Raw genomic sequence first — 25,972 nt, 5'->3', positions numbered from 1 at the left:
TACCGGCCATGGCGCTCACCCTTTACGTCGACACCGACCGCTGGCGGGCGCACCAGCGGCTGGTGTTGGCCGACTTCCCCGGTCTGATTCCCGTGTGCAAGGGCAACGGTTACGGCTTCGGCCATGACCGGCTGTCGGAGGAGGTCTCGCTGCTGGGCCTGGACACTCTGGCCGTGGGCACGACGTATGAGGCCGAGGAGATGAAGGACCGCTTCAGCGGCGACATTCTCGTGCTGACCCCGTATCGGCGCACGGAGGAGCCGGTGCCCCTGCCGGACCGGGTGATCCGGTCGGCGTCGTCGGTCGACGGGGTGTACGGGCTGGTGGGGTCGCGGGTCGTGGTCGAGGTGATGAGCTCGATGCGGCGGCACGGGGTGTCGCCGTCGGACCTGGGGAAGCTCCAGGCGGCGCTGGACGATGTGCGCCTGGAGGGGTTCGCGATCCATCTGCCGCTGGACCGGACGGACGGGACGGACGCCGTCGAGGAGGTCATCGGCTGGATGGACCGGCTGCGGGCGGCGCGGCTGCCGTTGGACACCATGTTCGTCAGCCATCTGACCTCGGAGCAACTGCTGCGGCTGCGGCAGCAGTTCCCGCAGACGACGTTCCGGGCGCGGATCGGTACCCGGCTGTGGCTGGGGGATCACGGGGCGACGGAGTACCGGGGCGCGGTGCTGGACGTGACGCCGGTGGGGAAGGGCGACCGGTTCGGTTACCGGCAGCAGAAGGCGCCGGGCGACGGCTGGCTGGCGGTGGTCGCGGGCGGCACGTCGCACGGGGTCGGGCTGGAGGCGCCCAAGGCGCTGCACGGGATGACGTCGCGGGCCAAGGGGATGGCGCGGGCGAGCCTGGCGACCGTCAACCGGAACCTGTCGCCGTTCGTCTGGGACGGCAAGCAGCGGTGGTTCGCGGAGCCGCCGCACATGCAGGTGTCGATCCTGTTCGTGCCGGCGGAGGCGAAGGGGCCGAAGGTGGGCGACGAGTTCCGCGCGATCCTGCGGCACACGACGACGCAGGTGGACCGCCTGGTGGACCGGTAGCCGCGAGGCCGGGCACGAGACGGCGGCAGCCCCGGGATGGGACCGGGGCTGCCGCTTTTCGTCGTTTTCCCGTCGCTGGGTGCGCGGTTACTTCCGCGTGTCAGCTACTTCGGTGTGTCAGCGCTCGATGTCGCCGCGGATGAACTGCTCGACCTTCTCGCGGGCGATGTCGTCGAAGTACTGCTCGGGCGGCGACTTCATGAAGTAGGACGAGGCCGACAGGATCGGGCCGCCGATGCCGCGGTCCTTGGCGATCTTGGCGGCGCGGAGGGCGTCGATGATGACACCGGCGGAGTTGGGGGAGTCCCAGACCTCCAGCTTGTACTCCAGGTTCAGCGGAACGTCGCCGAAGGCGCGGCCCTCGAGGCGGACGTAGGCCCACTTGCGGTCGTCCAGCCAGGCGACGTAGTCGGACGGGCCGATGTGGACGTTCTTCTCGCCGAGGTCCCGGTCGGGGATCTGGGAGGTGACGGCCTGGGTCTTGGAGATCTTCTTGGACTCCAGCCGGTCGCGCTCCAGCATGTTCTTGAAGTCCATGTTGCCGCCGACGTTGAGCTGCATCGTGCGGTCGAGGATGACGCCGCGGTCCTCGAAGAGCTTGGCCATCACGCGGTGGGTGATGGTGGCGCCGACCTGGGACTTGATGTCGTCACCGACGATCGGCACGCCGGCCTCGGTGAACTTGTCGGCCCACTCCTTGGTCCCGGCGATGAAGACGGGCAGGGCGTTGACGAAGGCCACCTTGGCGTCGATGGCGCACTGGGCGTAGTACTTCGCGGCGTCCTCGGAGCCCACGGGCATGTAGCAGACGAGGACGTCGGCGCGGGTGTCCTTGAGGACCTGGACGACGTCGACCGGCTCCTCGTCGGACTCGGTGATGGTCTCCCGGTAGTACTTGCCCAGACCGTCGTGGGTCTCGCCGCGCTGCACGGTCACGCCGGAGGGGGGCACGTCGCAGATCTTGATGGTGTTGTTCTCGCTGGCGCCGATGGCGTCCGCGAGGTCGATGCCCACCTTCTTGGCGTCGACGTCGAACGCGGCCACGAACTCGATGTCCGAGACGTGGTAGTCGCCGAACTGGACATGCATCAGACCCGGGACCCGGCTGTCCGGGGCGGCGTCCTTGTAGTACTCGACGCCCTGTACCAGCGAGGCGGCGCAGTTGCCCACGCCGGCGATGGCTACGCGAACCGAACCCATTCCGGTTGCTCCCTGTGTGTGTTCTCGACATGACCCCGCGTCGTCGCGGGGGTGATTAGGTGGTGGTGTCGTCGGACGGGCCGCGCTGATCGCGCTGGTCGCGTCCTTCCCGCTCGCTCTCGATCAGCTCGTTGAGCCAGCGGACTTCGCGTTCCACGGACTCCATGCCGTGGCGCTGCAGTTCGAGGGTGTAGGCGTCCAGCTTTTCCCTGGTGCGGGACATGGAGGCGCGCATCTTGGCGAGGCGCTCCTCCAGGCGGCTGCGGCGCCCTTCCAGGACGCGCATGCGCACGTCCCGCGAGGTCTGGCCGAAGAAGGCGAAGCGGACACCGAAGTGTTCGTCTTCCCAGGCGTCGGGGCCGGTCTGGCCGAGCAGTTCCTCGAAACGTTCCTTGCCCTCGGCCGTGAGCCGATAGACGATCTTGGCTCTGCGGTTGGACAGCGGCGTGGCGCGCGGGTCGTCGGGGCTTCCACCGGGCTCCTCGGCCAGCCAGCCCTGCTGGACCAGGGTCTTCAGGCAGGGGTAGAGGGAGCCGTAGCTGAAGGCCCGGAAGACGCCCAGCGAGGTGTTGAGCCGCTTGCGCAGCTCGTATCCGTGCATCGGCGACTCGCGCAGGAGGCCGAGAACGGCGAACTCCAGGACACCTGAGCGCCTGCTCACCCGGGAGGTCACCTCCGTTCTCATCCGTCGTGCCGTGCCTTTCGAGCTTAGTGTTGGTGCGATGCATTGAGCCGATGTATCAGCTCGATACATCGACACGATAGAACGGCGGGCGGAAGCGGGCAAGCGAGGACCCGGTGAAGGGGGTCACATCTTCACTTCACCAGGGGTGTAATGCCCCAATTGTGCTATGCGCTCGGAAAGATGGCTGTTTGGGGCTGCGTAGTCTTGGGCCCGTGCAGACCGCCATGACCGGGAACCCAGCGATGCCTCTCAGCGTCATCGTTCTAGGTGTAGTGCGCCCGTACACGTGGACGGACCGCACATCGGGGGACTGGATGTCATGAGAAGTACCTGCCGTCACCAGGCGCTTGTGTCTGTCCGAGGAGTAGCTGTCCCATGAGCGAGCACCGTCGCAAACCGCCGCAGTCCCGCGGTCGCCGGGCCGCGGGGCCGTCCGGTCACCGGGCGACCCCGCCACCCGTGCCTCCTGCGGGGCCGGGAGGCGGGCCGGACACGCCGCCGGAGCGACCGTACGGGAGCCGGGCCGAGGCCAGACGGGCCGCGCAGCGCGGCGGCGGCGGGGGCCGCCGGCGGGCGGCGAGCGCGGCCGAGGGCACGGGCGCCGCCGAGGGCACGGGCCGGGCCGCACGGCGGCGGCGGGCGTCGGAGCCGCCGAAGAAGAAGCGCTTCATCGACTACCCGCGCTCGGGGTACCGGGGGCTGCGGCGCTGGGTGCCTTCCTGGAAGCAGGTCCTCGGCTCGTCCATCGCCTTCATGGGCCTGCTGATCGGCCTCGTCGGAGTCGCGTACGCGCTGACGGAGATCCCCGATCAGAACGAGATCGCCATGCAGGAGAGCAACGTCTACTACTGGGACGACGGCTCCCGGATGGTCGTCTCCGGCGCGAGCAACGTCAACCGGCAGAACCTCCCCCTGTCGGAGATCCCGGCGGCGATGCAGGACTCGGTGATCTCCGCGGAGAACGCGAGCTTCTACTCCGACCCGGGCATCGACCTGATGGGCATCGGCCGCGCCGTGCTGAACATGGCCCGGGGCGGCGAAGTGCAGTCGGGTTCGACGATCACCCAGCAGTACGTGAAGAACATGTACCTCACCCAGGACCAGACCATAGAGCGGAAGGCGCGCGAGCTGCTGCTCTCGGTCAAGGTGGGGGCGGAGACCTCCAAGGACGACATCCTGGAGGGGTATCTCAACACCTCGGACTTCGGCCGCGGCGCACTGGGCATCCAGGCCGCGGCCCAGGCGTACTACGGCAAGGACGCCATCGACCTCACGGACAGCGAGTGCGCCTTCCTCACCTCGCTGCTGAAGGGCCCCGCGCTCTACGACCCGTTCATCGGCGGCGAGGGCGACACGGTGAACGACATCAACCAGGCCAACCAGGAGCGGGCCGAGGAGCGCTGGTCCTGGGTGCTGGACCGGCGTGTGGAGGTCGGTAACCTGGACGCCGCCGAGCGGCAGGCGATCGCGGAGGAGGGGTTCCCGGACCCCAATCCGCCGACCCCGGCGATGGAGCAGGCCGGGCAGATCGGCTACCTGACGACCCTCGCCGACAACTACCTGATCGCGCAGGACATCGCCACCCGGGAAGAGCTCGACATGGGCGGCTGGCAGATCCACACCACCTTCAACAAGGAGATGGTGGAGCAGATGGAGCAGGCCGTGCAGGGGGTGCAGGAGGAGAACCTCGACCCCGAGGAGCGCCCGGAGGACCGGCACGTCCAGTTCGGCGGCGCCGCGGTGGTGCCCGGGGACGGCGCGATCAAGGCCATCTACGGCGGTGAGGACTACACCGAGCACTTCGTGAACAACGCCGACAACGTCGGCGCCCAGGTCGGCTCGACATTCAAGCCCTTCGTTCTCGCGGCGGCCATGCGCGACGGCATCCGCGATCCGGAGGGGGACGCCGAGCAGCCCCCGGAGGATCGGACGCGGCTCTCGCCGGACGCCGAATACCTCAGCGAGGACGGCCTCCTCATCCGCAACTACAACGGCGATCCCGTGCTCGTGGAGAACTCGGACACGGGCGAGGACGAGGAATGGCACCAGGCGAACTTCGAGGGTCACTCGCAGGGTGACGTCACGCTGCGCGAGGCCATGGAGGTCTCCGCCAACGCGCCGTTCGTGCAGCTCGGCATGGACATCGGCCCGGCGACGGTCGCCCAGGCGGCCGAGGACGCCGGGCTGAGCCCGGAGAGCCTGGGCAAGGCGGACGACACCGTGCCGACCTTCGCGCTCGGCGTCTCCACCCCGGGGCCGATCCGGATGGCGTCCGCCTACGCCACGTTCGCCGCGAGCGGCGAGCAGGCCGATCCCTACTCGGTGACCAGCGCGAAGAACCCCGCGCGGGGCGTCGACTTCGAGCACGAGGCCGCCACCGATCAGGCGTTCGAATCCAATGTCGCGGACAACGTCACCGACGTGCTGACCGAGGTCGTCGAGGGCGACGAGGGCAGCGGCCGGCGGGCCCAGGAGCTGGACCGGCCGGTGGCCGCGAAGACGGGCACCACCGACGACAACAAGAGCGCGTGGTTCGTCGGCTACACCCCCCAGCTCTCCACCGCGATCGGCATGTGGCGCCTCCCGGACTCCGAGGACGACCTGGCCGAGGGCGAGCAGATGGGCTTCATGTCGATGTACGGCACGGCCGACAAGGAGCGGATCAACGGTGGTTCGCTGCCGCTGGACGTCTGGCTGGCGTTCATGCAGGCGGCCATGGAGGGCGAGCCCGTCGAGGAGTTCCCGGAGCCCGGCGAGATCGGCGAGATGCACTACGGCGGCGGAGCCGAAAGCCCCGAGCCGCCACCGCCCGTGGAGACGACCGACCCGACCGACGAGCCGGTCGACCCCACGGACGAGCCGTCCGACGAGCCGAGCGACGACCCGACCGACGACCCGACCGACCCCACGGACGACCCGTCCGAGCCGTGCAACGAATGGGATCCGGCCTGCACCGACGGCGGCACGGATGTGGGGACCGATCAAGGCACGGACCAGGGGACCGACCAGGGCACGGACCAAGGCACCGACCAGGGCACGGACCAGGGGACCGACCAGGGCACGGACCAAGGCACCGACCAGGGCAACACCGCCGAGGGCACGGACGGCGCCACCGGCTGGTTCGGCGGCACCGGATAGCTGTGCCCTGACCCCTCGACGGTGGGGCCGTGCGGCAGGATGTGCACATGGTGCATCCGAACCCGCGAACGGCCGTACGGCCCACCGTCCAGGACGAAGTGGCCGCCGCGGGCAGTGAGCTGATCGGCGGCCCGGCCGGCCGGCGCGCGATCTCCGTCGGCGGCTGGTGGACCCCGGTGCGGGTCATCGCGCTGGTGATGATCGGGATGTTCGCCCTCGGCATGGTGCAGAAGGCGCCCTGCTACAACAGCGGCTGGTTCCGCGGCCCCACCGACCAGTACACCCACGCCTGCTACTCCGACATCCCGCACCTGTACCACGGCCGCGGCTTCGCCGACGGGCTCACCCCGTACTTCGACCGCATCCCGGCGGAGCTCTCCGGCGGCATGGAGTACCTCGAGTACCCCGTTCTCACCGGGCTGTTCATGGAGGTCGCCGCCTGGCTGACCCCGGGCGGCACCTCCGATCCAAGCCCCGCGCAGCTCTACTGGGTGGTCAACGCGGGCCTGCTGATGATCTGCGCCGTCGTCATCGCCGTCTGCGTGACCCGGATGCACCGCGCGCGGCCCTGGGACGGGCTCCTCGTCGCCCTGGCCCCCGCCCTCACTCTCACGGCCACCATCAACTGGGACCTGCTGGCCGGCGCCCTTACCTGCGCCGCCCTGCTGATGTGGTCCCGCGGGCGCCCGGTGGCCACCGGACTCCTGCTCGGCCTCGCCACCGCGGCCAAGCTCTATCCCGTCCTGCTGCTGGGGCCACTGCTCCTGCTGTGCTGGCGGGCCGGACGCTGGCGGGAGTTCGCCGCCACCACCGCCGCCGCGGCCGGCGCCTGGCTCGCGGTGAACCTGCCGGTGCTCCTCGCCGCCCGGGACGGCTGGGCGAAGTTCTACACCTTCAGCGAGGAACGCCCGGTCGACTTCGGCTCGTTCTGGCTGATCATCTCCCAGCGCGCCGACACCCCGATCGACGACGTCAACCTCTACGCCACCACGCTGATGGTCATCGGCTGCGCCGCCATCGCCGTGCTCGCCCTCACCGCGCCCCGTCGGCCGCGGCTGGCGCAACTGGTTTTTCTCGTCGTCGCGTTGTTCGTCGTCACCAACAAGGTGTACTCCCCGCAGTACGTCCTCTGGCTGATTCCGCTGGCCGTCCTCGCCCGGCCGCGCTGGCGCGACTTCCTCATCTGGCAGGGCTGCGAGGTGCTCTACTACCTCGGCATCTGGATGTACCTCGCCTACCTCAACGGCGAGGACCAGCAGGGCCTGTCCCCCGGCGGCTATCAACTCGCCATTTTGCTCCACCTTTTGGGCACGCTCTACCTGTGCGGCATGGTCGTCCGCGATGTGCTCCGTCCGGAGTACGACCCCATCCGCCGGGACTCCCCCGTGGACGATCCCGGGGGCGGCGTACTGGACGGCGCACCGGATGTCTTCACCCTGCGCCGAACCCACGAGCAGAAGGCCGCGCCCACCGCCTTCGTCGACTGGGGCGTCTCCGAACGCACCCTGCCAGCCCCGGCCGCCTCCCCCCGTCCCCCGAGCCCCCCGGATGACGTTTCACGTGAAACATGAGAGACCGGAGCAGCGGACCTCGGCGCTCGCCGACCTCCGCACCCTGCTGCGCTTCCCCGGCTTCCGCCAACTGCTCACGGTCCGGCTGCTGTCGCAGTTCGCCGACGGCGTCTTCCAGGTGGGGCTGGCGGCCTACGTCGTGTTCTCCCCCGAGCAGGAGACCTCGGCCACCGACATCGCCGCCGCGATGGCGGTGCTGCTGCTGCCCTACTCGCTGCTCGGGCCGTTCGCCGGGGTGCTGCTGGACCGGTGGCGCCGCCGCCAGGTGCTGCTCCACGGGAACGTGCTGCGCTGCGTCCTGTCCGCCGGCACCTGCACCCTGGTGCTGGGCGGCGCACCGGACTGGCTGTTCTACCTCTCCGCCCTGTCGGTGACCGCGGTCAACCGGTTCATCCTCGCCGGGCTGTCGGCGGGCCTGCCGCGCGTGGTGAACGGTGAGCGGCTGGTGGTCGCCAACTCCCTCTCCCCGACGGCGGGCACGCTCGCGGCCACGGTCGGCGGCGGCGCGGCTTTCGCGGTGCAGTTCCTGGCCCAGGGCCAGAACGCGCAGGACGCCCTCGCCTTGGGGCTGGCCAGCGGCATCTATCTGACGGCCGGGCTGTCCGCACTGCGGATGCGGGCGGGTCTGCTGGGGCCGGAGGAGGACGAGGTGGTGCGGCGGCTCTGGCCCGCGCTCACCGGCACGGCCCGCGGCCTGCTGGCCGGGCTGCGACACCTCGGCCGGCGCCCGATCGCGGCCTGGACGCTCGGCGGGCTGGGGATGATGCGGTTCTGCTACGGCGCCCTGCTGGTGACCGTGCTCATGCTCTGCCGCCACGCCTGGGCGGACAAGACCACCGGCGACGACGGCATGGCCTGGCTGGGGATCGCGGTCGGGGTGTCCGGCGTCGGCTTCTTCGTCGCCGCCGTGGTCTCCCCCTGGGCCGTCGCCAAGCTGCGCGAGCTCGGCTGGTTCGCGACCTGCGCCGCGCTGGCCGCGCTGCTGGTGCCGGCGCTCGGACTGTCCTTCCGCCCGGTGCCCGTGGTGACGGCCGCGTTTGTGCTGGGGCTGGTGAGCCAGGGAAGCAAGATCGTCACGGACACCGTGGTGCAGGCCTCGGTGGACGACGCCTTCCGCGGCCGGGTGTTCTCCCTCTACGACATGCTCTTCAACATCGCCTTTGTGGGAGCCGCCGGGCTGGCCGCGCTGATGCTGCCCTCGGACGGACGCTCGGCGGCGCTACTGCTCACGGTTTCCGTGCTCTACGCCGCCACCGCCGTCGGTGTCCACCGGCTGAACCGCGCCGCCGTTTCACGTGAAACAAACGGGGCGCCCGCCTGAGCAGGAGGGCGCCCACGAGGCTCAGCGCTGCTGGGCGGCCCACCACTCCTTGAGCGCGGCCACCGCGTTCTCGTGCTCCAGCGGGCCGTGCTCCAGGCGGAGTTCGAGTAGATGACGGTAGGCCCTGCCGATCTCCGGACCGGGGCCGATGTCGAGGATCCGCATGATCTCGTTGCCGTTGAGATCGGGCCGGATGGCGTCCAGCTCCTCCTGATCCTTGAGCCGCTCGATGCGCTCCTCAAGGCTGTCGTAGGCGCGGGAGAGAGCCAGGGCCTTGCGCTTGTTGCGGGTGGTGCAGTCCGAGCGGGTCAGCTTGTGCAGGCGGTCGAGCAGCGGGCCCGCGTCGCGCACATAGCGGCGCACGGCGGAGTCGGTCCACTCACCGGTGCCATAGCCGTGGAACCGCAGGTGCAGCTCGACCAGCCGGCTCACGTCCTTGATGATCTCGCTCGGGTACTTGAGGCTGGACAGCCGCTGCTTCGTCATCTTGGCGCCCACCACCTCGTGGTGGTGGAAGGAGACCCGGCCGTCCTTCTCGAAGCGCCGCGTGCGCGGCTTGCCGATGTCGTGCAGCAGGGCCGCCAGCCGCAGCACCAGATCCCGCTCGTCGCCCTCCAGCGCGATCGCCTGCTCCAGCACGGTCAGGCTGTGCTCGTAGACGTCCTTGTGCCGGTGGTGCTCGTCGCGCTCCAGCCGCAGCGCCGGCACCTCGGGCAGCACACGCTCGGCCAGCCCGGTCTCGACGAGCAGCGTGATTCCCTTGCGCGGCTGGTCGCTGAGGAGGAGCTTGTTCAGCTCGTCCCGGACCCGCTCCGCGGAGACGATGTCGATCCGGTCGGCCATGTCCGTCATGGCTGTCCGCACCGGCTCGGCCACCGAGAAGTCGAGCTGCGCGGCGAAGCGCGCGGCGCGCATCATCCGCAGCGGGTCGTCGGAGAAGGATTCCTCCGGGGTGCCCGGGGTGCGCAGCACACGGTGGGCGAGGTCGGCCAGCCCGTTGTGGGGATCGACGAACTCCTTCTGCGGCAGGGCGACGGCCATCGCGTTGACCGTAAAGTCCCGGCGCCTCAGGTCCTCCTCGAGCGAGTCGCCGTAGACGACCTCCGGCTTGCGGGAGCTGCGATCGTACGCCTCGGAGCGGTAGGTGGTGATTTCGAGCTGGTAGCCCTTGTGAGTGCCCTGCCCCGTCTCGTCGGGCGCGGACTTGCGGCAGCCGACGGTGCCGAAGGCGATGCCCACGTCCCAGACGGCGTCGGCCCAGGGCCGGACGATGCGCAGCACGTCCTCGGGCCGGGCGTCGGTGGTGAAGTCCAGGTCGTTGCCGAGCCGCCCCAGCAGCGCGTCGCGCACCGAGCCGCCCACCAGTGCCAGGGAGAACCCGGCGTGCGAGAAGCGCGCGGCGAGATCGTCGGCGATGGGGGAGACCCGCAGCAGCTCGCCCACGGCCCGGCGCTGCACGTGGCCGATCTCGGCCGCGGGCTGGCGGGGCTGAGCGTTGTTCCTGTCATTCGGCACAACAGCACAGCGTACGTGCCCGCGACGTCCCCGGGCTTCCCCCGGGTCCTCCCCTGGTCCGCGACACTCTCCGGGGCCGATCATCGTTACCATGAGGGCGGGTTGCGGACGAGGGAACGGGGCTGACGCGTGGCAGTGTCGCGGATGCGGGGCCGGGGATCATCCGCCGGCCGCGGACGACGGCTGGCCTCCCTGCTGGCGGTGGTGGTGTCCTTTCCTCTGCTGACCGGACTGGTCCCGACGGCTATGGCGGCGGCGCCCGCCGACGACTTCGGCACCGGGGACCGTTCCGCGACCGTCGCCATCACCGAGGTGTCCCCGGTCGCGCCCGGGGAGGAGGACACCCTCTCCATCCGCGGCACCATCACCAACGAGGGCTCCTCCGCGATCATCGACAGCTCGGTGGAGGCCCGGCAGGGCGTGCCGCTGTCCGGCCGCAGCGCCATTGACGAGTGGCTCGCCCGGACCGGCTTCGACCAGGCCGCGGACGGCGGCATAGTACGAGGCCACGGGCAGGACATCGGCACCATCGAGCCGGGCATGTCCCGCACCTTCTCGCTCCAGGTGCCCGTCTCCGCGCTGGCCCTCGGCGACGACGGCGTCTATCAGCTCGGCGTGGGGCTCACCGGCCAGCGGGAGGACGCCCGCTGGGACCAGGTGCTCGGCGTCGGGCGGACCGTGCTGCCCTGGCAGCCGGGCGAGGGCACGGCCGACTCCCCGCAGACCCGGCTCACCGTGCTGTGGCCGCTGATCTCCACCACGCATCTCACGGCCCAGATGGGCGCGGACGAGGCGCAGACGCCGGCGTTCCGCGACGAGTCGCTGCTGGCGGAGATCTCCCCCGGCGGGCGGCTCGACCAGCTCGTCTCCCTGGGCGCCGACCTGCCGGTGACCTGGGTCGTCGACCCCGATCTGCTGGCGTCCGTGGACGCCATGACGGAGGAGTACCGGGTCTTCGACGGGGACGAGCTCGTCAACGGCGACGGCCAGGACCAGGCCCGCGCCTGGCTGCTGAAGCTGGAGGAGGCGGTGAACGGCGACGAGGTCGTCGCGCTGCCCTTCGGCGACCCCGACCTGGCCTCGCTCGCCCACCAGGGCATCGACGTGCAGGGCGCGCTCGGGCAGCTCGCCACGGCCACCGAGGCGGCCGGCACCACCGTGGAGACCGTTCTCAACGGCGTGCAGGCCAGCACCGACTTCGCCTGGCCCGTGGAGGGCGCGATCGACCCCGAGATCGTCTCGGTGGCGACCTCGGCCGGCGCCCACCACGTCATCACGCGCAGCGACAGCCTCCGCCCGGGCGACCTGACGTACACCCCGAGCGCCGTCCGCCCCATCGGCGGCGGCACCACGGCGATCGTCGCCGACGCCCGGCTGTCCACGCTGTTCGAGGGCGACATGACCTCCACGGCGAACGCCTCGCTGGCGCAGCAGCAGTTGCTCGCCCAGACGCTGGCGATCACTCAGCAGGAGCCCGCCAACGAGCGCAGCATCGTGATGGCCCCGCAGCGCATGCCGTCCGCCGCGCAGGCGCAGGCGATGGCCGACGCCCTGGTGACGCTGCGGGACGACGCCCACTGGGTCGCCTTCGCGGACCTGTCGGACGCGGCGCAGGCCGAGCCGGACCCGGCGGCGAACCAGGAGGTGCCCGGCGCCGGGGACTACCCGCGGGAGCTGCGCGCTCAGGAGCTGCCCGTCGGCGCGTTCCAGTCGATGCGCGAGACGCAGCGCACGCTGGAGGACTTCCAGGTGATCCTGACCCGCGACGACCGCGTCGCGCCCCCCTTCGGGAACGCCATACGCCGCGAGATGTCGGTCTCCTGGCGCGGCAACGAGGACGAGGCCGCCGAGTACCGCTCCACCGTCCAGGACGGTCTGGAGGAATTGACCGAGCGGGTGCATCTGATTCCCAAGTCCCCCATCACCCTGTCCGGGCGCAGCGCGACCATCCCGGTCACCGTGCAGAACAACCTGGTCCAGGACGTGCACAACCTGGAGCTGCGGCTGACCTCCAGCAGGCGCCTGGGCCTGGAGGTCAGTGAGCCGCAGGAGATCACCATCAGCGGCGGCCACAGCCAGTCGGTGAAGTTCTCCACCACGGCCCGCGCGAACGGCGTCTTCTATCTGGAGGCCCGGCTCTACGCCGATGGCAAGCCCTATGGCGAGCCCATGCGTTTCCGCGCCGAGGTCACGTCGATCACCTCCGAGGTCATGATGGTGATCGCGGGCGGCGTGCTGCTGGTCGTGCTCGCCGGCATCCGTATGTACACGCAACGCAAGCGCGCCGCGCGGCAGCCCGCCGGCGCGGGAGTCGGCGCACGTGAAAACGCCGACGCCCCCGAGGGTGAGACCGGGGCCGACACCGGCGGCGGCGCCACCGGCACCCCGTCCAGGGGTGAGAGGCTGGACTCCGACGAGTGAGCCGCCAGCCGGAGGGGCACCACCGGCCCGTACACCGAAGGTGGGGTAGCGATGCAATCGCCGTACGACCATGAGCGCGGCCAGGCGCCGGGTGGCGGCGACCCGTCGGGCTGGCCCGAGGACCAGCACGGCCATCCCCACCAGTACCCCGGACAGCAGGGTTACCCGGATCAGCAGGGTTACCCCGATCAGCAAGGCGCCCAGGGCTACCCGCCGCCCGCGTACCAGCCGCCCGCCTATGAACCCCCGGGTTACGACCCGGGGGTGTACGGCGGCACGCCGGGCTACGCGGGGCAGGACCACGGCGGGCAGGGATACGGCGGTCAGGAGTACGGGGGCCAGAGCTACGCCCCGCAGGGCTACCAGCCGCCCGCGTACCAGCCACCGGCCTACGACACCACGGGGTACCAGCAGCCGCCGGCCTACGACCCGTATCTCGCGGACAGCTATCACCACGACCCGTACGCGGGCCGCGACCCGCTGGCCCAGGACCCGGTGGGCGACGCGCTCTACGACCGCGCCGCGCACCCGCCTCCGCCGCCCGGCACCCTCCCCGACCCGGCCCAGCTCTACCAGCAGCCGCCCGCCTCGCCCTACGCGCCGGACCCGCAGCGCTGGGCGCCCACGCCCGCCCCCGAGCCGGACGCCGTCTCGCGGCATCTGCCGCACGGGGACAACGCCGCCACCACCGAGTTCACCGGCATCGACGGACTGCTGCACCGGGCGGGGGAGGGCCCCGGCCCGCACCAGCCGGGCCCGGGGCGCGGCGCGGACGACGACGCGTTCGCCCATCTCTTCCGCGACCAGCAGACGGGCCCCCGGCAGCCGCCCCCCGGCACCCCGCCCGGCCGGCCCCGGCGCACGCCGCCGCAGCAGCGGCCCGAGCCGCCCGTGGCCGCCAAGAAACCCGGCCGGGCCGCCGGCCTGCTGCGCTCCAGCGCCATAATGGCCGCCGGCACCCTGGTCTCCCGCATCACCGGCTTCGTCCGCCAGCTCGTCCTGGTCGCGGCGCTCGGCGCAACGGTCCTCGGCGACACGTACACCGTCGCGTGGAACCTGCCGAACATGATCTACATCCTGATCATCGGCGGCGGGCTGAACTCGGTCTTCGTCCCCCAGCTCGTCCGGGCGATGAAGCAGGACCAGGACGGCGGCGAGGCATACGCCAACCGCCTGCTCACCCTGATCATGGTCATCCTCGGCGCGCTCGTCGTCGTGGCGGTGCTCGCCGCCCCGCTGTTCGTCCGGATGACCTCGGCCTCCTTCGCCGACGACCCGGCGGCCAACGAGGTCACGGTCACCTTCACCCGCTACTTCCTGCCCACGATCTTCTTCATGGGCGTCCACGCGATTCTCGGCCAGATCCTCAACGCCCGCGGCAGCTTCGGCCCGATGATGTGGACCCCGGTCCTCAACAACATCGTGGTGATCTTCACCTTCGGCATGTTCCTGTGGGTCTACGGCACCCAGCGCACCTCGGGCGTCAGCGTCACCACCATCACCCCCGAGGGCCTCCGGCTGCTGGGCATCGGCACGCTGCTGGGCCTGATCGTCCAGGCGCTGGCGATGGTCCCCTACCTGCGGGCCGCCGGGTTCCGCATGCGGCTGCGCTTCGACTGGCGCGGCAAGGGCCTGGGCAAGGCCGCCACCATGGCCCGGTGGACGGTCATGTTCGTCCTCGCCAACCAGGCCGGGCTCGTCGTCGTCACCCAGATCGCCACCTGGGCCGGCAAGAACGCGGAGGCGGACGGGCACCCGGGCACCGGCTTCATCGCCTACACCAGCGCCCAGCTCATCTGGCAGATGCCGCAGGCCATCATCACCGTCTCCCTCATGGCGGCGCTGCTGCCCCGGCTCTCCCGCTCCGCGGCCGACGGCGACACCGCGGCCGTGCGGGACGACCTCTCCCACGGGCTGCGCACCTCCGCGGTGGCCATCGTGCCCATGGCCTTCGCGTTCGTCGCGCTGGGCGTGCCGATGTGCACCCTGCTGTTCGGCTTCGGCGGCGAGGACAGTCCGCGCAACTTCGGCTATGTCCTGATGGCGTTCGGCCTCGGGCTCATCCCGTTCTCCGCCCAGTACGTGGTGCTGCGAGCCTTCTACGCCTACGAGGACACGCGGACGCCGTTCTACAACACGGTCATCGTCTCGGCCACCTGGATCGTCCTCTCCGGGCTGAGCTTCCTCATCCTCCCCAACCGCTGGATCGTGGCGGGCATCGCCTTCGGCTACGGCATCGCCTACGCCGTGGGCGTTCGGGTCGCCTGGCGTCGGCTCCGCCGCCGCATGCGCACGGATCTGGACGGGGCCCGCGTGGTGCGCACCTATATCCGGCTGTCGGGCGCCAGCATCCCGGCCGCCCTGTTCGGCGGCGCCGTCGGCTTCGGCCTGCTGCGGGCCCTGGGGGAGGGCATGCTCGGCTCCCTGGTGGCGCTCACGGCGGGCACCCTGGTCCTCTTCGCCGTCTTCTACCTGGCCGCGCGCCGCATGCGCATCGAGGAGCTCAACGCGCTCGTGGGCATGGTCCGCTCCCGTCTCGGGCGCTGACCGGGCCCGCGGGGCGCGATCGCCGCAGGACGAGCCCGCCGCCGTCACTCTCCAGCCATGTGCCGTACAACCTCGGACCGTACTCACATGTCGTGCAGGGTGATGGACTACCGGCACAATGAGTCTGGCAGTGTCAAGCATCCGAGCCGAGAACGGGGAGGCGGGAACGACGGTGGCGGAACGGAGCACGGCAACGAGCTCTTCGCAGCGTCCAGCGAGCGCCCAGCACGCCACGGACCCTGAGGGCACCGAGACGGTGGCCTCGCCGGCCGGGAAGGAGCCGGCCGAGAGCACCCCAGTGGCAGCCACCCCGTCCCCCGAGCTGCACAGCGGTCACAGACTCGCCAAGCGGTACCGGCTGGAGGAGTGCATCACCCGACTGGACGGCTTCAGCAGTTGGCGTGCCGTGGACGAGAAGCTGCGCCGCGCCGTCGGCATCCATGTGCTGCCCGCGACCCATGAACGGGCCCGTGCGGTGCTCTCCGCTGCCCGCTCCACCGCCCTCCTCGGCGACCTCCGCTTCGTTCAGGTGCTGGACGCCGTCGAGGAGAACGGCCAGGTCCACGTCGTGCACGAGTGGCTCTCGGACGCGGTTCCGCTGAGCACCGTCCTGCACAACGGGCCGCTGGACGCCCACGAGGCCTACGCCCTGGCCGGGCAGGTGGCCCAGGCGATGGCCGCCGCCCACCGCAAGGACCTGGCGCATCTGCGGCTCACCCCCGCCACCGTGCTGCGCACCGGGCCCGGCCAGTTCCGCATCCGGGGGCTCGCGGTGGACGCCGCCCTGCGCGGCATCACCTCGGCCGACCCGCGCCGGGCCGACACCGAGGCCATCGGCGCGCTCCTGTACGCCGCGCTCACGCAACGCTGGCCCTATGGCGAGGGTGCCTACGGGCTGAGCGGCGTCGCGGGCCTCAGCAAGGGCTCCCGGGACTCCCTGGCCACCCCCGAGCAGGTGCGGGCGGGCATCCACCGCGGGCTCTCGGAGCTGGCCATGCGCGCCCTGGACAACAACGGGGCGACCGCCACCAGCCAGGAGCCGCCCTTCACCTCCCCCGAGGAGCTCAGCCAGGCGCTGGCCGCCCTCCCCCGCATCCCGCCGCCCGATCCCACACCCACCGCGCTGGCGGGCTTCCAGCACACCACCTTCCAGCGCGGCACCCTGGCCGCCGGCCGCACGCCGGTCGCCGCCCCGGCCCGCACGGCGCCGACCCCCGCCGCACCGCCCGCGCTGCCCGGCCGCACCGGGACCGTTCTGAAGTGGGGCGTGTCCGCGCTCCTCATCGCCGCCCTGGGCCTGGGCAGTTGGCAGCTCGCCGACGCCCTGCTGAAGGGCGACTCCCCGGCTGAGGCCGCGCCGCCCACGGCTCCGCCCGAGGAGCAGGAGGAGGAGCCGCCCGCGCCCGGCCCGGTGGAGGTCACGGACATCACCGAGTTCGACCCCGAGGGCACCGGCTCCGGGCAGAACCCGGAGTCGGCCCCCGCCGCCATCGACGGCGACCCCGGGACCTTCTGGCACACCAAGAACTACTACGGCCCGTCGTTCGGCAATCTCAAGGAGGGGCTGGGCCTCATCCTCGACCTCGGTGAGGCGCGGGAGATCTCCTCCGTCACCGTGGAGACCATCGGCGAGACGACCGTCGAGTTCCGCGCCGCGGGTCCCGAGGTCACGGAGATGCCCGACGCCCTCGACGCCTTCCCCCGGCTCGCCGAGGGCACCGGGGAGTCGCTGACGCTGCGGGCGGAGGAATCGATCAAGACACGGTTCGTTCTCGTCTGGCTCACCGAACTGCCCCAGGGCGACGATGGCAACTACCGTGGCCACATCACCGACATCACCGTCGGCCAGTAGCCCGGCCCCGAACGAGTGGAGGTTCCGCCGTGGGCACACGCGCGCCACGCGAGCCTGCCATAGAGTCCGACAAGGAGCTCCTGGACCGGCACATCGCCGGTGACCCCGATGCCTTCGCCGAGATCGTCCGCCGGCACCGCGACCGCTTGTGGGCGGTGGCCCTGCGGACTCTCGGCGACCGGGAGGAGGCCGCCGACGCCCTACAGGACGCCTTCGTCTCCGCGTACCGGGCCGCGCGCACTTTCCGCGGCCAGGCGGCCGTCACCACGTGGCTGCACCGCATCACCGTGAACGCCTGTCTGGACCGGCTCCGCAAGGCCAAGACCCGCCGCACGTCTCCCATCCCCGAGCCCGAGCGGCTGGAAGACCTGCTGGACCCGCACGAGTCCGCCGAGGCGCCGGCCGAACGCCAGGACCTGCGCCGCGAGCTGCGCACGGCGCTCGCCCAGCTTCCCGACGAACAGCGGGCCGCCCTCGTGCTGGTCGACATGCAGGGTTACCCGGTCGCCGAGGCCGCCGCGATCCTGGAGACACCGGTCGGCACCGTGAAGAGCCGCTGCGCCCGGGCCCGGGCCCGGCTGCTGCCGCTGCTGCGGCATCTCCATCCCCGGGCGTCGGAGGAGGACTCGCCCAGGAACCAGGCACCGGGTCCATCCGTCCCACCACCAAGAGATACCGGCGATACCGGCGCAGTACGGGGAGGAGGTGCGCACTCGTGAACGACACCCACCCCGAGCCCGCGGAGATCGCGGCGCTCGACGAAGACCTGCTGCCTCCCGCGGACGCGGCCCGGGTGCACGACCACCTCGCATGGTGCGACGCTTGCGCGCGGGTCCAGGTGGAGCTGGCCGCGCTCACCCAGGCCCTCGGCGACCTTCCGGATCCCGGCCCGATCCCGGCCGACATCGCCGCCCGCATCGACCTCGCCCTGGCCGAGGGAGCCGCCGCCGACGCTGTTTCACGTGAAACAGCGGACGCGGGTCGTGAAACAGAGACCGCCGCATACGGAGCGGTGTCGGTGGCACCGCCCGCGACGCGGACGCCGGCATCCGACCTCGTGCTGCTGCGGCAGCGACGCGAGCGCCGGCACCGGCGGCTCCAGATGGGGCTGGCGGCGGTCGGCGCCGTGGTGGTGCTGGGCGTGGGCGTCTCGATCATTCAGTCCGGGGGTGGCATGAGCGCGGGCGACGAATCCGGTGGCGAGCTGGAGGCGTCGGTCAATGACCAGGGCCAGGGGGAGTTGAGCGGCCCGTCGGACGAGCTGGAGACCCGGGTGCGCGAACTGCTCGCCGAGGCCCAGGACACCGGACCCCTGGTCGCCGAGGGCTCCGAGGGGGCGACTCCGGAGGAGAGCCAGTCCTCGCCCTCTGTTTCGGCCCAGCCCGAGGTGCCCGCCTGCGTCGAGGAGACCATCGGCCGCCGGGAGGCGCCGCTGGCCGCCGACGAGGAGGACTACGCGGGCGTGGACGCCTATCTCGTGGTGTTCCCGCACGAGGCCGACCCGGAGCAGATCGACGCCTACGTGGTATCCGCCTCGTGTGTCACCGGGTCGCCCTCGACTGCGGGAGAGATCCTCGTCCAGGAGAGCTATCCTCGCGACTGACGGCACTTCCCTGCCGGGAATGTCTGGGACCCTAGGATCCGTTACTGGACTACGGGCCCCACCGGGGGCCCTGGGCGAGAGACCCCGAGACAAGGAAGAATCCCGTGAGCGACGTCCGCAACGTGATCATCATCGGCTCAGGACCTGCGGGCTACACCGCCGCGCTCTACACCGCACGCGCCTCGCTCAACCCGCTCGTCTTCGAGGGAGCGGTCACCGCGGGCGGTGCTCTGATGAACACCACCGAGGTGGAGAACTTCCCGGGCTTCAAGGACGGGATCATGGGCCCGGATCTGATGGACAGCATGCGGGCACAGGCAGAGCGCTTCGGCGCCGAGCTGGTCCCTGACGACATCGTCTCCGTGGACCTGAGCGGGGAGATCAAGACGGTCACGGACACGGCCGGCGCGGTGCACCGCGCCAAGGCCATCATCGTGGCCACCGGCTCCCAGCACCGCAAGCTCGGGCTGCCGAGCGAGGACGAGCTCTCGGGACGCGGAGTTTCCTACTGCGCCACCTGTGACGGCTTCTTCTTCCGCGAGCAGGACATCGCCGTCATCGGCGGTGGCGACACCGCCATGGAGGAGGCCACGTTCCTCAGCCGCTTCGCGCGGACGGTCACCATCGTGCACCGCCGTGACACCCTGCGCGCCTCCAAGGCCATGCAGGAGCGGGCCTTCGCCGACCCGAAGATCAAGTTCGTCTGGGACAGCGAGGTGGCGGAGATCCACGGCACCGAGGGCAAGCTCTCCGGGCTGACCCTGCGCAACACCAAGACCGGTGAGACCTCGCCGCTGCCGGTGACGGGTCTGTTCGTCGCCATCGGCCACGACCCGCGCGTCGAACTGTTCAAGGGACAGTTGGAGCTCGACGCGGAGGGGTACCTGCGAGTGGAGGCGCCGACGACCCGCACCAACGTGCCGGGCGTCTTCGCCGCCGGCGATGTCGTGGACCACAGCTACCGCCAGGCGATCACCGCGGCCGGCACGGGCTGTGCCGCCGCGCTGGACGCCGAGCGCTATCTCGCCGCCCTGACCGACGTCGAGTCCATCACCTCGGACGTCCCGGCCTGACCCGAACGGCCGGGTCGCCGACCCACAACTTCCTGCCCCGCCCCCCATAACCGAGAACGAAGGAGAAGCACCATGGCCGGTGCCACCGTGACCGCCACCGACGCCGACTTCGAGGAGAAGGTCCTCAAGAGCGAGAAGCCGGTGCTGGTCGACTTCTGGGCCGAGTGGTGCGGCCCTTGCCGCCAGGTTGCTCCGGCCCTGGAGGCAATCGCCGCGGAGCACGCCGAGAAGCTCACCGTCGTCAAGCTCAACATCGACGAGAACCCGACGACCGCCGCGAAGTACGGGATCCTGTCCATCCCCACCATGAACGTCTACCAGGGCGGCGACGTCGTCAAGACGATCGTCGGCGCCAAGCCGAAGGCCGCCATCGAGCGGGACCTGGTCGACTACATCGGCTGATCCTTCCGCCTCGCGGCAGTAGGGGCCGACTGTTTCACGTGACACACGGTTTCACGTGAAACAGCCGGCCCCTCTCGCTGGGGAGCACAGCGTGGGAAAGCAACGGGCGAGCCTCAGGAGGGCCGCAGTGCCGTGATCGGCCGCGCCGATCCCAGCAGCCGGTCCAGGGCCAGCTCCATGTCCGCCCGCCAGGAGACGGTGCGCTTCAGCTCCAGCCGGAGCCGGGGGAACACCGGGTGCGGGCGTACGACCTCGAAGCCCACCGCGAGCAGATACCCGGTCGGCAGCAGGCACGACGCCGTGTCCGACGAGCGCGCGTCACCGAAGACCTCGATCGCCCGCACGCCGCGCGCAAGGAGATCCTTGGCGGTGGTCTGCATCAGAACTCGGCCCAGCCCCTGGCCCTGGAATCCGGGACTGATCCACCCCGTCAGCAACTGAACGGCATCGGCCGAGACGGGGCTCGTGGGGAACGCCCCGGATCGGGGCACATAGGCGGGCGGGGCGTAGAGCACGAACCCCGCCGGCTGCTCGTCGACGTAGGCGACCCGGCCACAGGATCCCCACCGCAACAGCAGGGTGGAGAGCCAGGATTCCTTCTCCAGCACCGATTGGCCGGTTCGTTCCGCCTTCTCCGCGGCCACCGGATCCAGCTCCCAGAAAACGCAGGCACGGCAACGGGACGGCAGATCCGAGAAGTTGTCCGGCGTGAGCGGCACAAGCAGACGCCCCATGGATCCCATCGTATCCACGGGGCGTCGCTGAGCCGGGGCCCGTTGGGTCAGGCGGATTCCACCGCCTCGGTGGAATCCCCGTCGCCGCCTGGCTGTTCCAGCACCGGGCCCTCGCCGGGGGCGAGTTGGGCGAGGATGCGCTCCAGATCCTCTATCGACGCGAACTCGACGACGATCTTGCCCTTCTTCTGACCGAGGTCCACCTTCACCCGGGTCTCGAAGCGATCGGAGAGCCGCCCGGCCAGGTGGTCGAGCGCGGGGGAGATCAGCTTGCCGGCCCGAGGTCCCCGGCCCCGCGAGCCGTTCTTCTTCGCGCTTGCGCCCTGGAGGGTGACGATCTCCTCCACCGCACGCACCGACAGCCCCTCAGCGACGATGCGCTTGGCCAGCCTGTCCTGCTCCTCCGGGTCCTCCACCGACAGCAGCGCCCTGGCGTGGCCGGCCGAGAGCACGCCCGCCGCGACCCGGTTCTGCACCGTGTGCGACAGCCGCAGCAGCCTGAGGGTGTTGGTCACCTGGGGCCGGGACCGGCCGATCCGGTCGGCGAGTTCGTCATGGGTGCACTTGAAGTCGCGCAGCAACTGGTCGTAGGCGGCGGCCTCTTCGAGCGGATTCAACTGGGCCCGGTGCAGATTCTCCAGCAGGGCGTCAAGGAGCATCTGATCGTCTTCGGTGGCCCGCACAATGGCCGGGATGGTCTCCAGACCGGCCTTCTGGCAGGCGCGCCACCGGCGCTCGCCCATGATGAGCTCATAGCGCTCGGGCCCCAACTGCCGGACCACCACCGGCTGAAGCAGACCCACCTCCTTGATGGAGGTGATCAGCTCGGCCAGCGCGTCCTCGTCGAACACCTCACGCGGCTGCCTCGGGTTCGGGGTGATCGAGTCCAGCGGCAGCTCCGCGAAATGAGCCCCGGCCACCTCTCCGGGGCCCGCCTCCTCGGCGGAGGACGCCGCCGTTTCACGTGAAACGCCGTTCTGGGCGTCGGCATCGGAAACTACCGGACCGGTGGGGATCACCACGCCGCGGTCGGGCGTCAGAACGGGGACCGAGGAGGGTGAGACCGACGCGCCCCGGTCATGCGAGGTGCCGGGCTCCTCGGTGCTCGTCGGCGCCGCCGGAATCAGCGCGCCAAGCCCTCGTCCGAGCCCTCTCCGTCGTTCGCTCACTGCGCCCCCTTCACCGGGCTGTGCTGGTCCTGCTGCGGAAGTCCTCGCTGAGCGGCCGTACCGCGCAGCGCGATCTCACGTGCCGCTTCAAGATACGACAGAGATCCGCTGGAGCCCGGATCGTAGGTGAGAACCGTCTGCCCATAGCTCGGCGCCTCGGAGATACGCACGGAGCGGGGGATATTGGTCCGCAGAACCTCGTTGCCGAAGTGGCTGCGCACCTCCTCGGCGACCTGCGAGGCGAGCCGCGTGCGGCCGTCGTACATTGTCAGCAGGATCGTGGAGACATGCAGCCGAGGGTTGAGGTGCCCACGCACCAGCTCCACGTTCCGCAGGAGCTGTCCCAGTCCCTCCAGCGCGTAGTACTCGCACTGAATCGGAATGACGACCTCGGCCCCGGCGACCAGGGCGTTGACCGTGAGAAGCCCCAGCGAGGGCGGACAGTCGATGAAGACATAGTCCAGTGGCTGCTCGTAGGAGCTGATCGCCCGCTGGAGGCGGCTCTCCCGGGCCACCACCGAGACCAGCTCGATCTCCGCGCCGGCCAGGTCGATCGTGGCGGGCGCGCAGAACAGTCCCTCGACATCGCGCACCGGCTGCACCACCTCGGAGAGCGGCTTGCTCTCGATGAGGACGTCGTAGATCGAGGGCACATCCGCGTGGTGGTCGATTCCCAACGCGGTGGAGGCGTTGCCCTGGGGATCGAGGTCGATCACCAGGACGCGGGCCCCGTGCAGGGCCAGCGAAGCGGCCAGATTGACCGTGGTGGTGGTCTTGCCGACGCCCCCCTTCTGGTTGGCGACGACCATGATCCGGGTCTCCTCCGGCCGGGGCAGACTTCCGCCGGCGCGGTACATGGCCTCAACTGCCTGCTGGGCAGCCCGACTCGGGGTTTCTCCTGCGGGCGGCGGAGCCGAGGGCGCGATGTCCACCGCGCCTCCGGGGGCATCCGCCGGTTCGGACCGAGGGCCGGGCACCGGATCGGCCGTCGGCCCAGCGATATTGGCGTCGGACCGCAATGGTTCACTCTCCTCGACACATGCAGCCTTGGTGGGTTCAAAGCCTGCCATGTCATGGGGGTCACGAACCAGCGAGGACCGGCTACTTGTGGATGGCGGACCATCTGTGGATACCGCCGACCCACTTTTGGGTGACGTTCGAGGGGGACGGTCGCGCGGCTCGGCGGCTGCGCGTCCACGACTGATGATTCCCTGGAGCAGCGAGCGGCGTTTCACGTGAAACACGATGCCCACGCACGCGGCGGGCGGCCGGGTCGACACTCCGTCTGAGGGATATATTCGGCTCTTTTACCGTCGCTTCGGACGAATAGGGTCAGCCGGGCCCGGCGCTCACTGGGAACGCCGGACGCCACGGCCGCCGCCGCGCCGCGCGGCCTTGGCCCGCTTGGCGGCGAACCGCACCCCGCCGGGGCTCTCCCCGACCTCGACGCGGACCACGGTGGACGGCGGGTCCACGAGCCCTGCACCCACGTGCAGAACGGAGCTCCGCACCACGCCGAGCTTCGCGAGTGCGGCCCGAGCGGCCTTGAGCTCCTCCTCCGCGGTGTCCCCCTTGATCGCCAGCATCTCCCCATAGGGACGCAGCAGCGGAACGCCCCAGCCGGCGAGCCGGTCCAGGGGGGCGACGGCCCGCGCGGTCACCACGTGGACCGGGGTCAACGCGTTCATCACTTCCTCGGCCCGGCCGCGCACCACGGTCACCTGCTCCAGACCGAGCAGCTCCACGACCTCGTTGAGGAAATTGGTCCGGCGCAGCAGGGGCTCCAGCAGGGTGATCCGCAGATCCGGGCGGACCAGCGCCAGCGGGATGCCGGGCAGCCCGGCGCCGGAGCCCACATCGCACACCGTCACCTGCTCGGGGACGACCTCGGAGAGCACGGCGCAGTTGAGCAGGTGCCGCTCCCAGAGCCGCGGCACCTCACGCGGCCCGATGAGCCCGCGCGCCACCCCGATCTCGGCCAGGAGCTCGGCGTACCGGACGGCGTCCGGCAGCCGGTCCCCGAAGATCTCGTGGGCGACCTCCGGCGGCTCGGGCAGCTCGGCCGACGGGCTCCCCGAGAAGCCGTCCCGCTTCACGGCAGGACAACCACGCGGCGCTGCGGCTCCTCGCCCTCGGACTCGCTGCGCAGGCCGGCCGCCGCCACGGCGTCGTGCACGACCTTCCGCTCGAAGGGCGTCATCGGCTTGAGCTTCACCGGCTCGCCGCCGTCCTTGACCTGCTGCACGGCCTGCTTCGCCAGCGCCGTCAGCTTCTCCCGCTTGCGCGCCCGGTGGCCGGCGATGTCGAGCATCAGCCGACTCCGCTCGCCGGTCTCCCGGTGCACGGCCAGCCGCGTCAGCTCCTGAAGCGCCTCCAGGACCTCACCGTCCCGGCCGACCAGTTTCTGGAGGTCGCGGGTCGGACCGTCGGCGATGATGGACACCGCCGCCCGGTCCCCCTCGACGTCCATGTCGATGTCGCCATCGAGGTCCGCGATGTCGAGAAGCCCCTCAAGGTAGTCGGCCGCGATCTCGCCCTCCTGTTCCAGGCGGGTCAGGACATCGGTGTCCTCGGCGGCGGCGGTTGAGGTGGTGTCCGTCACGGGTGGGACTCCTTCGTGGGTCTTCCTACTTCTTGCTCTTCGCGGACGGCTTGGGCTTGCGCGGCTGAGACTTCTTCCCCTGCTGCTTCCCGCCCTGCCGCTCCGGCTGGCTCGGCTGCCCGCCGGACTGCGCCTGCTTCTTCGGCTGCTGCTGACCGGTGCCGCCCGCCTGGCGCTGGGACTTCGACTGCCGCTTGGGCTGGGCGCGCTGGGCGCGGGCGGCCTCGGCGGCCTTCTTGGTCTCGGTCTCGACCGGCTTCTCCTCCTGGAGCTTGCCCTTCTTGCGCAGCCGCTCCTGCCGCTGCTGGTAGGCCAGGCTGCCCGGCGTCGGGTTCCGCGTGATCACGTACATCTGCTGGCCCATGGACCACACGTTGGTGGTCAGCCAGTAGATCAGGACGCCGACGGGGAAGTTGATCCCGAAGACGGCGAACATGATCGGGAAGATGTACATCAGAATCTTCTGCTGATTCATGAACGGCGTCTTGACCGTGAGGTCGACGTTCTTCGTCATCAGCTGCCGCTGGGTGAAGAACTGCGACGCCGACATCAGCAGGATCATGATGACGGTGACCACGCGGACGGTGCCCTGCTCCGCCCCGAGCTGCGCCAGCTTCTCGGCGCCGTCCAGGAAGCGGGCCGCGATGGGGGCCCCGAAGATCGTCGCCTGCCGGGCGCTGTCCACCTGCTCGGCGGTCAGCACGCCGACCTTGTCGTTGTTGGCGATGTGGTTCAGCACCTGGAAGAGCGCGATGAAGAACGGCGACTGCGCCAGGATCGGCAGACAGCTCGCGAGCGGGTTGGTGCCCGTCTCCCGGTACAGCTTCATCATCTCTTCGGACTGACGCTGCCGGTCGTTCTTGTAGCGCTCCTGGATCTTCTTCATCCGCGGCTGGAGCGCCTGCATGTTGCGCGTGGCCTTGATCTGCCGGACGAAGAGCGGGATCAGCGCGATCCGGATCACGACCACCAGGGACACGATCGACAGACCCCACGCCCAGCCGCTGTCCTCGTCGAAGACGACGCTGTACATCCGGTGGAACAGGATGATGATCTGGGTGACTAGCCAGTAAAGGGGACTGAGGATCGAATTGATCGT

Annotated in this window: 19 protein-coding genes and 1 pseudogene; 11 read left to right on the top strand and 9 right to left on the bottom strand. The window is 70.6% G+C overall.

From position 1 onward, the window contains the following. Nucleotides 1-8: 8 nt before the first annotated feature. Nucleotides 9-1,040: an alanine racemase gene (locus RM590_RS05910; RefSeq protein ID WP_311703291.1), complete on the top strand. Its 1,032-nt coding sequence runs from the start codon at nucleotides 9-11 to the stop codon at nucleotides 1,038-1,040. Nucleotides 1,041-1,157: 117 nt separating this feature from the next. On the opposite strand, the gene RM590_RS05905 is transcribed toward RM590_RS05910, so the two are convergent. After that, entirely contained in the window at nucleotides 1,158-2,240 is a 1,083-nt protein-coding gene (locus RM590_RS05905) for an inositol-3-phosphate synthase (protein WP_311703290.1), read from the bottom strand. Nucleotides 2,241-2,295: 55 nt separating this feature from the next. Beyond that, nucleotides 2,296-2,901: a PadR family transcriptional regulator gene (locus RM590_RS05900; RefSeq protein WP_311703289.1), complete on the bottom strand. Its 606-nt coding sequence runs from the start codon at nucleotides 2,899-2,901 to the stop codon at nucleotides 2,296-2,298. A gap of 483 nt (nucleotides 2,902-3,384) precedes the next feature. On the opposite strand from RM590_RS05900, the gene RM590_RS05895 reads away from it, so the two are divergent. The 3 genes from RM590_RS05895 to RM590_RS05885 are packed head-to-tail and all read left to right on the top strand — an operon-like array spanning nucleotide 3,385 to nucleotide 8,955. Then, complete coding sequence (locus RM590_RS05895) at nucleotides 3,385-6,063, top strand: transglycosylase domain-containing protein (protein WP_311703288.1); 2,679 nt, start codon at nucleotides 3,385-3,387, stop codon at nucleotides 6,061-6,063. Between the two features lie 47 nt (nucleotides 6,064-6,110). Next, a complete protein-coding gene (locus RM590_RS05890) occupies nucleotides 6,111-7,634 on the top strand; it encodes a glycosyltransferase family 87 protein (protein ID WP_311703287.1) in 1,524 nt (507 codons plus the stop codon). Next, nucleotides 7,624-8,955 (top strand): MFS transporter, encoded by a 1,332-nt coding sequence (locus tag RM590_RS05885; RefSeq protein ID WP_311703286.1) that lies wholly within the window; start codon nucleotides 7,624-7,626, stop codon nucleotides 8,953-8,955. Before RM590_RS05890 ends, RM590_RS05885 begins: the two co-directional genes overlap by 11 nt. A gap of 21 nt (nucleotides 8,956-8,976) precedes the next feature. Here the strand turns inward: RM590_RS05885 and RM590_RS05880 are convergent, their stop codons facing one another. Further along, the gene (locus RM590_RS05880) at nucleotides 8,977-10,413 is read right to left on the bottom strand and encodes a CCA tRNA nucleotidyltransferase (protein WP_394813805.1); all 1,437 of its coding nucleotides are present in this window, start codon (nucleotides 10,411-10,413) and stop codon (nucleotides 8,977-8,979) included. 186 nt (nucleotides 10,414-10,599) lie between these two features. Here RM590_RS05880 and RM590_RS05875 point away from each other — a divergent pair, with 186 nt between their 5' ends. From RM590_RS05875 to trxA, 7 genes and pseudogenes are all read left to right on the top strand, one after another. Further along, entirely contained in the window at nucleotides 10,600-12,891 is a 2,292-nt protein-coding gene (locus RM590_RS05875) for a DUF6049 family protein (protein WP_311703284.1), read from the top strand. A gap of 51 nt (nucleotides 12,892-12,942) precedes the next feature. Continuing rightward, nucleotides 12,943-15,438 (top strand): murein biosynthesis integral membrane protein MurJ, encoded by a 2,496-nt coding sequence (murJ, locus tag RM590_RS05870; RefSeq protein WP_311703283.1) that lies wholly within the window; start codon nucleotides 12,943-12,945, stop codon nucleotides 15,436-15,438. Nucleotides 15,439-15,568: 130 nt separating this feature from the next. After that, complete coding sequence (locus RM590_RS05865; RefSeq protein WP_311703282.1) at nucleotides 15,569-17,290, top strand: protein kinase family protein; 1,722 nt, start codon at nucleotides 15,569-15,571, stop codon at nucleotides 17,288-17,290. Nucleotides 17,291-17,319: 29 nt separating this feature from the next. Beyond that, on the top strand, nucleotides 17,320-18,009 hold the full coding sequence (gene sigM / locus RM590_RS05860) for an RNA polymerase sigma factor SigM (protein ID WP_311703281.1): 690 nt from the start codon (nucleotides 17,320-17,322) through the stop codon (nucleotides 18,007-18,009). Further along, nucleotides 18,006-18,893: an anti-sigma factor family protein gene (locus tag RM590_RS05855; RefSeq protein WP_311703280.1), complete on the top strand. Its 888-nt coding sequence runs from the start codon at nucleotides 18,006-18,008 to the stop codon at nucleotides 18,891-18,893. The genes sigM and RM590_RS05855 overlap by 4 nt, the downstream gene beginning before the upstream one ends. Before the next feature lie 104 nt (nucleotides 18,894-18,997). Further along, nucleotides 18,998-19,966 carry a thioredoxin-disulfide reductase gene (gene trxB / locus RM590_RS05850; RefSeq protein WP_311703279.1) on the top strand — a complete coding sequence of 323 codons (969 nt, stop codon included), beginning with the start codon at nucleotides 18,998-19,000 and terminating at the stop codon, nucleotides 19,964-19,966. Nucleotides 19,967-20,026: 60 nt separating this feature from the next. Next, nucleotides 20,027-20,368: pseudogene (gene trxA / locus RM590_RS05845) on the top strand (thioredoxin); the annotation flags it as partial. Between the two features lie 113 nt (nucleotides 20,369-20,481). On the opposite strand, the gene RM590_RS05840 reads toward trxA, so the two are convergent. From RM590_RS05840 to yidC, 6 genes are all read right to left on the bottom strand, one after another. Beyond that, nucleotides 20,482-21,102, bottom strand: coding sequence for a GNAT family N-acetyltransferase (locus tag RM590_RS05840; RefSeq protein ID WP_311703277.1), 621 nt, complete (start codon nucleotides 21,100-21,102; stop codon nucleotides 20,482-20,484). Nucleotides 21,103-21,149: 47 nt separating this feature from the next. Continuing rightward, complete coding sequence (locus RM590_RS05835; RefSeq protein WP_311703276.1) at nucleotides 21,150-22,271, bottom strand: ParB/RepB/Spo0J family partition protein; 1,122 nt, start codon at nucleotides 22,269-22,271, stop codon at nucleotides 21,150-21,152. Next, on the bottom strand, nucleotides 22,268-23,341 hold the full coding sequence (locus RM590_RS05830; RefSeq protein ID WP_311703275.1) for a ParA family protein: 1,074 nt from the start codon (nucleotides 23,339-23,341) through the stop codon (nucleotides 22,268-22,270). The genes RM590_RS05835 and RM590_RS05830 overlap by 4 nt, the downstream gene beginning before the upstream one ends. Before the next feature lie 279 nt (nucleotides 23,342-23,620). Then, the gene (gene rsmG, locus RM590_RS05825; protein ID WP_311703274.1) at nucleotides 23,621-24,367 is read right to left on the bottom strand and encodes a 16S rRNA (guanine(527)-N(7))-methyltransferase RsmG; all 747 of its coding nucleotides are present in this window, start codon (nucleotides 24,365-24,367) and stop codon (nucleotides 23,621-23,623) included. Next, nucleotides 24,364-24,873 carry a Jag family protein gene (locus tag RM590_RS05820; RefSeq protein WP_311703273.1) on the bottom strand — a complete coding sequence of 170 codons (510 nt, stop codon included), beginning with the start codon at nucleotides 24,871-24,873 and terminating at the stop codon, nucleotides 24,364-24,366. Before RM590_RS05820 ends, rsmG begins: the two co-directional genes overlap by 4 nt. A gap of 25 nt (nucleotides 24,874-24,898) precedes the next feature. Continuing rightward, on the bottom strand, nucleotides 24,899-25,969 hold the full coding sequence (gene yidC, locus RM590_RS05815) for a membrane protein insertase YidC (RefSeq protein ID WP_311703414.1): 1,071 nt from the start codon (nucleotides 25,967-25,969) through the stop codon (nucleotides 24,899-24,901). Between the last annotated feature and the right edge of the window lie 3 nt (nucleotides 25,970-25,972).

Source organism: Streptomyces litchfieldiae, assembly GCF_031845365.1.
Lineage (GTDB): Bacteria > Actinomycetota > Actinomycetes > Streptomycetales > Streptomycetaceae > Streptomyces > Streptomyces litchfieldiae.
This window is presented reverse-complemented; position numbering and strand designations above follow the sequence as displayed.